General features: G+C 59.7%; 6 protein-coding genes. 5 read left to right on the forward strand and 1 reads right to left on the reverse strand.

The window, feature by feature from the left end; translation table 11 throughout:
- Nucleotides 1-97 precede the first annotated feature (97 nt).
- The 4 genes from aptA to B4U49_RS02880 all read left to right on the forward strand — a co-directional run bounded on the left by aptA (nucleotide 98) and on the right by B4U49_RS02880 (nucleotide 6,583).
- Nucleotides 98-1,411: an omega-aminotransferase AptA gene (gene aptA / locus B4U49_RS02865; RefSeq protein ID WP_078083072.1), complete on the forward strand. Its 1,314-nt coding sequence runs from the start codon at nucleotides 98-100 to the stop codon at nucleotides 1,409-1,411.
- A gap of 359 nt (nucleotides 1,412-1,770) precedes the next feature.
- Nucleotides 1,771-2,610 carry a DUF6515 family protein gene (locus B4U49_RS02870; RefSeq protein WP_143735498.1) on the forward strand — a complete coding sequence of 280 codons (840 nt, stop codon included), beginning with the start codon at nucleotides 1,771-1,773 and terminating at the stop codon, nucleotides 2,608-2,610.
- Nucleotides 2,611-2,826: 216 nt separating this feature from the next.
- Nucleotides 2,827-5,055, forward strand: coding sequence for a mechanosensitive ion channel family protein (locus B4U49_RS02875; protein ID WP_239692447.1), 2,229 nt, complete (start codon nucleotides 2,827-2,829; stop codon nucleotides 5,053-5,055).
- Between the two features lie 121 nt (nucleotides 5,056-5,176).
- The gene (locus B4U49_RS02880) at nucleotides 5,177-6,583 is read left to right on the forward strand and encodes a rhomboid family intramembrane serine protease (protein ID WP_078083075.1); all 1,407 of its coding nucleotides are present in this window, start codon (nucleotides 5,177-5,179) and stop codon (nucleotides 6,581-6,583) included.
- A 24-nt stretch (nucleotides 6,584-6,607) separates the two neighbouring features.
- Here B4U49_RS02880 and B4U49_RS02885 read toward each other — a convergent pair whose 3' ends face one another.
- Nucleotides 6,608-8,038 (reverse strand): tetratricopeptide repeat protein, encoded by a 1,431-nt coding sequence (locus B4U49_RS02885; RefSeq protein ID WP_078083076.1) that lies wholly within the window; start codon nucleotides 8,036-8,038, stop codon nucleotides 6,608-6,610.
- Between the two features lie 144 nt (nucleotides 8,039-8,182).
- On the opposite strand from B4U49_RS02885, the gene pepB reads away from it, so the two are divergent.
- The gene (gene pepB, locus B4U49_RS02890) at nucleotides 8,183-9,472 is read left to right on the forward strand and encodes an aminopeptidase PepB (RefSeq protein WP_078083077.1); all 1,290 of its coding nucleotides are present in this window, start codon (nucleotides 8,183-8,185) and stop codon (nucleotides 9,470-9,472) included.
- Nucleotides 9,473-9,547 lie beyond the last annotated feature (75 nt).

Consider the following 9,547-nt stretch of genomic DNA (forward strand, 5'->3'; position numbering starts at 1 on the left):
CTGAAAACAGAACCCCGGTACTTCGCCTTCGCTTCAACATATTTACTACGTTAGAAACTACTGAAATAAAGAAATTTGCGGAATTTTGGAGAAAACCATGTCCGAACTGAACACCAACGCATTCTGGATGCCCTTTACCCCCAACCGCAGCTTCAAGGCAGCGCCGCGTATTGTCGAACGCGCAGAAGGGATTTATCTGTTCGATAAATCCGGGCGCAAAATCATCGATGCCACCGCCGGACTCTGGTGTTCCAATGCGGGACACTGTCGCACGGAAATTGCCGATGCAATTCACCAGCAGGCGCAGAAGCTGGATTACAGCTCTATTTTTAATTTCGGCCACGAGCTGAGCTTTGAATATGCGGAACGTCTGGTGCAGTACACGCCGGATGGGCTGAACAAGGTGTTTTTCGGTAACTCCGGTTCCGAAGCGGTGGAGTCGGCGTTGAAGATTGCGCTGCAGTATCAGCGCGCGCGCGGCAAGGGATCGCGCACGATGTTTATCGGTCGTGAGAAGGGTTACCACGGGGTGAACTTCGGTGGTATCTCCGTCGGTGGTATTGCGCCGAATTACCAGTCCTTTGGCCAGCCGGTTAAGGCCAATCACATGCGCCACACCCTGGATATCGAACGCAATGCGTTCAGTAAGGGCTTGCCGGAGCACGGTGTGGAGCTGGCGGAGGATCTGGAGCGTCTTGTGGCTTTCCACGGGGCGGATCAGATTGCGGCGGTGATTGTAGAGCCGTTCTCCGGTGCCGGTGGTGTAGTGTTGCCGCCCAAGGGTTACCTGAAGCGTCTGCGCGAGATCTGTGACCAGCACGATCTGCTGCTGATTTTTGACGAGGTAATTTCCGGCTGGGGCCGCACCGGTTCTCCGTTCGCGTCTCAGGAATTCGATGTAACGCCGGATATGATCACGTCTGCCAAGGGCATTACCAATGCCACCGTGCCCCTGGGCGCGGTGTTTGTGAATGACAAGATCTACAACACGGTGGTGGATGCTGCCGGTGAGGGCATGGTGGAGTTTTTCCACGGCTACACCTATTCCGCGCATCCGGTGGCCTGTGCGGCGGGTATGGCGACGCTGGATATCTACGATCGCGAGGGTCTGTTGACCCGCGCGTCTGGCGATATCGGCAGCTACTGGGAGAATGCCCTGCATTCACTGGCGGATCTCGACAATGTGATCGATGTGCGCAATTACGGTCTGGTCGGTGCCATTGAGCTGCGGGCGCCGGAAGGTCTCAAGGGCAAGTTCGGCGGCAAGGCGTCGGCGATGGCCTGGGAGGCGGGTGTGATGGCGCGCGGCATTGGCGATGCGCTGTGCATGTCGCCGCCGCTGATTATCGAAACCCACGAGATCGATACCATCGTGAACACCCTGCGTGAGGTGATTTCCAGCCTGCGCTGACTCATGCGTTGAAGGCAGCCCCACAGGGCTTCCGGGCCCTGTGGGAGATTAGAGACGGGGCGGTCATTGTCTCGCTTAGTGTGGGAAATTACCGCTTGCACCCTACAATTAGGGGGTAGTCGGCCGAGTAGCAAAAGCGCGGGGCTGTGATGGCCTGTGCGCTCTGCTGTGTTCGCCGGTCATTATGGGAGAGCGGCGCAGCCGGCTACCCAGCGCGCGCGGCCTCCGTCCGTCTCGCCTTTTTGTTGCGGCGGCGGGGGCCGTGTGCAGCTATTTTAGAATCCTGTATGAATCTTGGTTAATCGGGTGGGGCATTCAGCGCAGAGGTGCGCTGGATCTTGTATCTTGCGAGGTAGCCCATGTCCCGATCCCGCTCGCCCTTGTCCCGGCAACTCCCCACCCTTCCCTTTCCCCGCCACTACGCCGTGCAGCTGCTGTGCGGCGCTTGTTGCGCCTTGCTGCTGTTATTACCTGTCGGGGGGAGCGCACAGGATACGGGGCAGTCGAGCGGTGAGTCACCAGAGGACTACCAGCGAGACCCCAATCGTCAGCGTCAGCTCCCGGCCGGAGCCCGCCGTATTACCCTGAGCGGCAATATTTACTATTACCAGGGCGGATATTTCTATCGCAAGGAGGACGATGGCTATCTGCGGGTGGAGCCGCCGCTGGGCGCGGAACTGACGTTTCTTCCCTACGGCAGTACCGGGTTTGAAATTGACGGCCGGCGCTTTTTTCTCAGCGGTACCGGCACCTTTTATCGGTATGAACCGAAGCGCCGCAGCTATATCGTGACAACGCCGCCCTACGAATGGCGCCGCTACTACAACGGGGATATCGTCGGTGCTTACGAGGATCGCCTCTATGGCTATCCTGACGAAGACCTTGATGACCTGCGCGACCGCTCCGGTATTCCCCGCGCTTATCCACCGGATGCCGTCGACCCTGACGCGCTGGATGGTCAGGGTGTGCCGCTGTTTGAGGCCGAAGGGTATCGCGACCGCCGCCGCCCCTATGCCAATGTGCGCCCACCCTACGATGCCAGCGGTGAGCGCTACGATAATCGCGCGCTGGCGGAGTCCGCCTGCCGTCAGGATGCATCGGATGCCGCACGCCGGGGCAGCAGTTTGCAGGACCAGAGGCTGCGCATTTATCAGCGCGAGTATCGCGACTGTATCCAGCGCTACGACCGGCGGCGCTGAGGTCGTTTTCCTGTCATCTACACTGATACAAATGCGCGTTCTGCGCAGGTTGTCCGCTGCGGTGCATATCGGCATCGCCTGCGATCCAGAGGTACAGGGACTGTCTCGGGCATGGGAGCTATCGGCGCCGTTTTTTTTCTGCGTTTCTCGCAATTTCCCCGTTCTGCGGCAATAGCTCTGCGCGCGTTTCTTGCATGCCTGTGCCTGTTGTGCTGTTTGTTCCCCACCCTGGGGAGCGCGCAACTCCCCACCCAAAAGCCGAAAGAATTCACCCCGGTCATCCCCGATTTCAACCAGCTCGCCGCGGACTGGTGGACACAGTGGCCGGAGGCCACCCATGAGCAGCGCACGGCGTGGCTCGAAGAGGTGGAAAAGGCTTGGCAGGACTGGCGCACTACCTTGCCGGAGGAGGCGAAGCTCGCCGAGGAAGTCAAAACCATCGACGGGCGTTTCAACAGCATTCGCAAGATCTGGGAAAAGCGCGATGAACTGAAAAAAGTCAGCGTACTGCCGGATGTCACTTTTCCGAAAAACCCCACCGTACTGCAGTGGGCCGATTCCGATGCGGCAGTAACCCGCGGCAGGCAGCGTTTTGCCGGTATGCGGCTGGAAAAGTCGCAGATGGACGAGGGGGTGAGCCTGTCACTGACCCACCTGCGGGATACGGTGGGAAAACTGCGTGACAAGAATCGTGCGGACGCCAAGCATCTCAAGGCCACCGTGGATGTGTTTCTGGCTCAGCTCAGTCACCTGCAGGTGCTTGAAGAGCAGACCATGGTTAATGAGCAGATTGCGGTTTGGGATGAAGAGCTGAAATACGCCGATGCAGAGCTGACGCGAATGTTGAAGCAGCTGCAGTACAGCGAGGAGGCAGCGCAGAAACTGGCGGAAGCCCGCACCAAAGAAAAATCCACTCTGGAAGAGCTGACACGGGAGCGCAATGACTCCCGCAACCTGATATTTGAAAGCTCCGATGCCACCGTCACTATGGAGCAACAGATCCGGTTGATGAATTACAGTGTGGAGGCACTGGAAAACCGCCTGCAGCTGCGCAAGCAGGAATTGCTGCTGGCGATCAATAGTGTGCTGGATCCCGCCGGTGACAAGCAGAAGCTCACGGTTAATAAGGATCTGGTGAACAATGCCGAAACCGTGCGCGACAACCTCACCCGTCAGCTCAACGTGCGCCAGCGCCAGATCGTCGCCTGGGTGGGAGAAGACAGCAAGGCGATGGGCAAGTGGTGGAGTCAGTTTGAAAAGGTTGCCAGCGGACTTGGCCGGGTGCGCGACCTGCTGGATGATGTAAAACGCTACGAGAACGCCCAATTGTTTGTCTACCAGCGCCAGCAGGGGTGGTGGCAGACCATGGGGGACCGGCTGCTGCTGCAATTCCAGAATTTGCGCACCAGCTGGCGCAACCTCGCCAATTACGAACTCTTCGCCGTCAGTCAGCAGCCGATCACGCTAAAGGACATTGCCAAAATGATCCTGGTGATCATCGCGGCCTGGGCCTGTTCGCGCCTGCTGAACTGGGTCCTTCGGCGCATGGTGCGCAAAAACCGCACCAGCGAGCAGGGGGCCTACACCCTGTGGCGGATCCTCAATTACTGCATTGTGCTGATCACTTTCGTGATCATCCTCACCATGGTGGGGCTGGATACTTCCAAGCTGACACTGATCGCGGGTGCCCTGTCTGTGGGTATCGGCTTTGGCATGCAGGCAATATTTTCCAATTTTATCTCCGGCATTATTCTGCTGTTTGAACAGCCACTGCGGGTGGGGGACCTGGTAGAGCTGGAATCGGGGGTATTCGGGCGGATTCGCGATATCAACGTGCGCTCCACCCGGATCACCACCCGCGACAATGTGGATATCCTGGTACCTAACTCCGAATTTGTGACCGGCCGGGTGACAAACCACACGCTGGAAGACCCGGTGCGCCGAATCCATGTGATGTTCGGAGTGGCCTACGGCACCAACCCGGAAGTGGTACGGGAGGCGGCCATGGCGGCGGCGGAACGTGTACCGGTGACTTTCAGCAACTGGCAGCGCAAGACCGAGGTATGGCTCACCGGGTTCGGTGACAGTTCTCTGGATTTCAAACTGGTGGTGTGGGTCAACAGCAACGCGGTGTCGTCTCTCGGAGACCTCAATGCGCTGTACAACATTGAGCTGCTGCGCGAATTCAACCAGCGGGGAATCGAGATTCCCTTTCCGCAACGGGACCTCCATGTGCGCAGCTGGGGAGATGCGGAGGCTGCACTCGGGGATAAGCCTCAGGATCCGTCCGGGGAAAGCAGTGCTCAGGTATCCACGCACAACCCGACTGCGGAGCGCCGCGGCTCCGCGGGAATCGAAGACTGGTCCAGCAGTGACGGGGACGCCGAGAGCGGCGGCAGCGAGGGTTCGGGCGGGGGCGACGATGGCGGATCGCCCAGTCACTGACGTCTTTTTTCGAATTCTGGCCCAGTATGGCCCGGCGGGGGCTGTTCATAATCGCCAGCCACTGTATTCTGGGGAGAATTAACCCAGAACCCTTACTGTCACTCGAGTTGCAGGTCCGCCCTTGCTGATCATCCCCATTCAGAATAAGCCCGACTGGCGCCGCCCGCCGCTGGTGTGCTTTGCCCTGATCCTCGCCAATCTGCTGGTGTTTGTGCTCTACCAGAGCGGCGATGAGTCCCGCTGGCAGGCAGCGGAGGACTATTACTTCTCCAGCGAGTTACCGGTCCTGGAAGAGCAGCGATTCTATGAGTTTGTGGGGGCGGAAAAGCCCGAGTGGCGATCCCTGGCGCAGGGCGCAGGGGAAGAGTTTATTTACGAGCAGTTGTTGTGGAGCCGCGAGTTCCACCACTGGCTAGTGCCGCAGCTGCAGCAGGAAGGCAAACAGCAGTGGCTGCAGCAGCGTCAAGAGTTCGCGGAGCTGCGCGATCGCCTGTCCAGCTTTGCCTACGGGCTGATACCGGCAGAGCCGACCCTGGAAGGATTGTTCGGGCATATGTTCCTGCACGGTGGCTGGGAGCACCTGCTGGGTAACATGATCTTTTTGCTGCTGTTTGGCCTGTCGGTGGAGCTGGCGCTGGGCGCCGCCTGGTTTATCGGCCTTTACCTGCTGGGTGGACTGGCCGCGGCCGGCCTGCATATGGGGGTGGAAGCGGGAAGCCTGATGCCGGTTATCGGCGCCTCCGGTGCGGTTTCTGCGGTGATGGGGATGTTTGTGGCGGTGTATGGCGTGCGCCGTCTGCGATTTTTTTACACCCTCGGTTTTGCTTTCGGTGAGTTCACCGCACCGGCGCTGCTGGTATTACCTCTATGGCTGGGCAAGGAGGTCTTCGGATACTTCTTTGGCAACGACAACATTGCCTACTGGGCGCACTTTGGCGGACTGGTGGCGGGCTTCGTTTGCACTATGGTGTTGATCCGGCTGCGCCCCAGCCGGGAAATCCACGTGGAAGAGGATCTGCCCCCCACGCCGGAACAATTGGCCCTCGCGCGTATCGAGTCCCTGCAGAACAGCGGCAAGCTGCTGGAAGCGAGCGAGGCCGCGGCCAGCGCCCAGCGGCAGCACCCGGAATCTCTGCCCCTGATCCGCAAGTCCATCGAGCTCACCGCCCTGGCACCGGAAAGCGAGGCGCACCACCGGGCCTGGCTGGCCCTGTTCGCCCTCGCGCGCTCCCCGGCGCAGGCGTTTGGGCCGATTGCCAGAGGTGTTGAGGAATATATGCAGCGGGTAAGTGAGCCGCGGGCGCTCAATGTGCGGGTGTGTCTGCTGCTGGCGCAGCGGGCGGCCAAGGAAAAGCACTGGGGATTGGTGGAGAGCCTGTTGCAGCGTCTGCAGCAGAAAGACCAGCGCCACCCGGTAATGGCGCGTTTGGCCAATGGTCTGGTAGAGCACTACCGTCGCTGTGGCGACGAGGAGCGCGCGCGCAGGGCTCTGGATTTTGCCCGCGCCTTGCAGCCTACCGCGCTCTAAATCCGTTGCCGGTTTATTCCGGCATCACGCCGGCTGTGCACTCTGCTCCGCGGCGAGGATACCCTGCAGCTGGCGCACTTCACTGATCACCTTGCTGTCGGGGTACTTGTTCTGCACAAACGCCAGCAGCTTGCGGCTGTTATCGGTGCGATTGAAGCCATCCATGTAGATTTTTGCCAGCAGCAGGTAGGCGCTGTCGAGCCGCGTGTAGTGCGGGTCTTCCTTGTGCAGGTTGTTGATCAGTGCCAGCGCCGGTTTGAAATGGCGCTGGCGATACAGCGCTTCAGCAAGCTGGTGGCGCAGCAGTGATTTGTCGATCGTCGGAGCGCCGTGGCTGCGTGTAGTAGCCAGGTACAGCTCCGCCGCCTTGTGCGCCTGGTTCAATTTCACGAACCGCTCCAGCAGATGCGGCCCCAGTTCACGCAATGCTTTTTTGTCATCTGTGGCCAGAAGCAGACGGAAATAGCGTTCATTCAGCGCGATATCATCCGGTTGCTGGCGCAGTACCGTGACCAGCGTCTTGCGCGCTTCCTCGTGGCGGCCCTCGCGCAACAGAATCCCGGCATCCGCCAGTGCCTTCAGGCGATCGAACTCCAGGGCCTCGAGAAACTCCTCGTCCTCCAACTGTGCTGCCACGCCCAGCTTGCGCTGCCGAGTAAGACAGATGTAGCCCATCATGGCGCTGGTGACGATGGAGAAATAGCTGGTGACGAACGCCACCAGGGGCAACAGCAGCCATACGGAAAGCTTGCCCACCACCGCCGGCAGCAGCAGGGCGGGTGCGGCCGACACCGCACTGGTGGACAGCCACAGCAGCCAGTAGGGCCAGCCGATAATCAGGGTGAAATGCAGTAGCTTGAGCGGGTTTACCGCGGCGCGCATGCTGTGCTCCAGCGCCAGCACGATCATCGCCGCCGGTGCCAGCAGTGACAGGGCAATGGAATACACCTGCACCGCGCCCTCGCCGAGCATCGCAAATAGCACTCCGACACCCCCGGCCACCAGGATCATGCCGATGACCTTGGCGAATACTGCCGCGCTGCGGCCGTCCTGCGCATCGCCGAAACTGGGCGCCTGTAGCTGGCCGCTGGCCAGTTTTTCAATCACCAGCAGGTTGTAACGCATCACTACCGCGAGTGTTGCGACAAACACAAAGATCGACAGGAACCCAAGGCCGGTCATGGCGAGGGCGGCTACCGCACAGATGGCGGAAATGGTCAGCGGTCCCGCGGCGAAGGCATAACGGAAGTAGAAGGGAGCCATTTGCCAGAACGGCTTGGCCTTGTTGCTGGCGCCGACATTCTCCAGGCGCTTGTTACACAGCACACATTTGGGGGTGGACTGGTAGTAATTATCCGCCGCACCGGGTACGCAATCGCTGCAGTAATCCTTGCTGCAGCCGGTACATTGCCAGACGGCGGATGCCCCGGAGTGGTAGTGGCAGGCTGTTCCCATGGTAACGATCCCTGTTGTTCTTTTTAGCCCATGCAGTGTATCGGCAGTTTCCCCGGCGGCGCAAACCACCTCTTGCAGCCTGCTAGACTGACCCAATATTGTGTGTCAGACACTTCCTATCCATCACAAAATCAAGGTGTACACATGACAACAGCGATGCAGGTACGGCTGGACAGCGCCGCGGCGGCAGATCACTGGGGTAAAAATGCTCTGTTGAGCTTCAGCGACAGCGAGGCCTGTATCCACGCCACCGAGGCCACCGGCGGCACTTTGGTCGCCGTGCAGCGTGCCGCGCGCCGGCTCGACGGCATGGGGGTGACGGATGTCGTCCTGACCGGTGACAACTGGGACCTGGAGAGCCGCTGGAGCTTCTGGGCCGGCTATTACAACCCGAATCGCAAGAGCACTCTGGACTGGGGTATTGCCGAGGGCGATGAGTTCAAGGAGCTGGAGGCGCGCAAGGCGGCGAGTTTGTGGGTGCGGGAAATCACCAATGGCTCCCCGGAAAACGTCTATCCCCGTGCACTGGCGGAAAGTGCAGCGGATATGCTGCAACAGCTGGCCCCGGATGCGGTGAGCTACCGTATCGTCTCCGGCGACGAGCTACTGGACGAGGGCTTTATGGGAATCCACAACGTGGGCCGCGGCAGCGTGCGCGGCGGTGCCATGCTGCAGCTGGATTACAACCCCGCGGGAGATGACGCTGCGCCTGTGGATATCTGTCTGGTGGGCAAGGGCATTACTTTTGATTCCGGTGGCTACAGCATCAAGCCCTCGGCCGGCATGACACACATGAAGTCCGATATGGGCGGTGCGGCGATGGTTGCCGGTGGCCTGGCACTGGCGATCGCGCGCGGCTTGAGCAAGCGCGTAAAGCTTTACCTGTGCTGCGCGGAAAACCTGATTTCTGGTCACGCGTTCAAGCTGGGCGATGTGATTACCTACAAAAACGGTGTGACGGCGGAAATCCTGAATACGGATGCGGAGGGGCGTCTGGTACTGGCGGATGGCTTGATCGCAGCGAGCGAGGAAAGTCCGCGTTATATCCTGGATGCTGCGACGTTGACTGGCGCTGCAAAAATGGCGGTTGGCCGGGATTACAATTCGGTATTGAGCCTGGAAGACGAGATGGCCGATAAAGTGTTGAGTGCGGCCCAGCAGGAAAACGAAAAAGCCTGGCGCCTGCCGCTGGAGAAATTCCATCTGGAGCAGATTCCTTCCGGGTTTGCGGAAATTGCCAATGTGGGTATGGATGGCACGCCCGGCGCTTCTACTGCGGCAGCTTTTCTGGCCAAGTTTGTGCGCGATGAAGGGCGCGGCTGGGTACACATGGACCTTTCCGGTTCCTACCTGCCTGCGCCAAATGATCAGTGGGCACAGGGAGCCAAAGGACACGGGTTCCGTACCATTGCCCGCTTCTTAATGGATAACTGATTTGGTTTCCGGGTAGCCGCTAAGTAGGTTTGGTGGCGGTGGAGCTCTGGGGATCTGTTTTCAAAACCGCCGTGA

Source organism: Microbulbifer mangrovi (assembly GCF_002009015.1).
Lineage (GTDB): Bacteria > Pseudomonadota > Gammaproteobacteria > Pseudomonadales > Cellvibrionaceae > Microbulbifer > Microbulbifer mangrovi.

Excerpts from the sequence above, each read along its gene's own strand:
- aptA (WP_078083072.1), top strand. The coding sequence starts at position 98 with ATGTCCGAACTGAACACCAACGCATTCTGGATGCCCTTTACCCCCAAC.
- B4U49_RS02885 (WP_078083076.1), bottom strand. The coding sequence starts at position 8,038 with ATGGGAACAGCCTGCCACTACCACTCCGGGGCATCCGCCGTCTGGCAA.
- pepB (WP_078083077.1), top strand. The coding sequence starts at position 8,183 with ATGACAACAGCGATGCAGGTACGGCTGGACAGCGCCGCGGCGGCAGAT.
- B4U49_RS02870 (WP_143735498.1), top strand. The coding sequence starts at position 1,771 with ATGTCCCGATCCCGCTCGCCCTTGTCCCGGCAACTCCCCACCCTTCCC.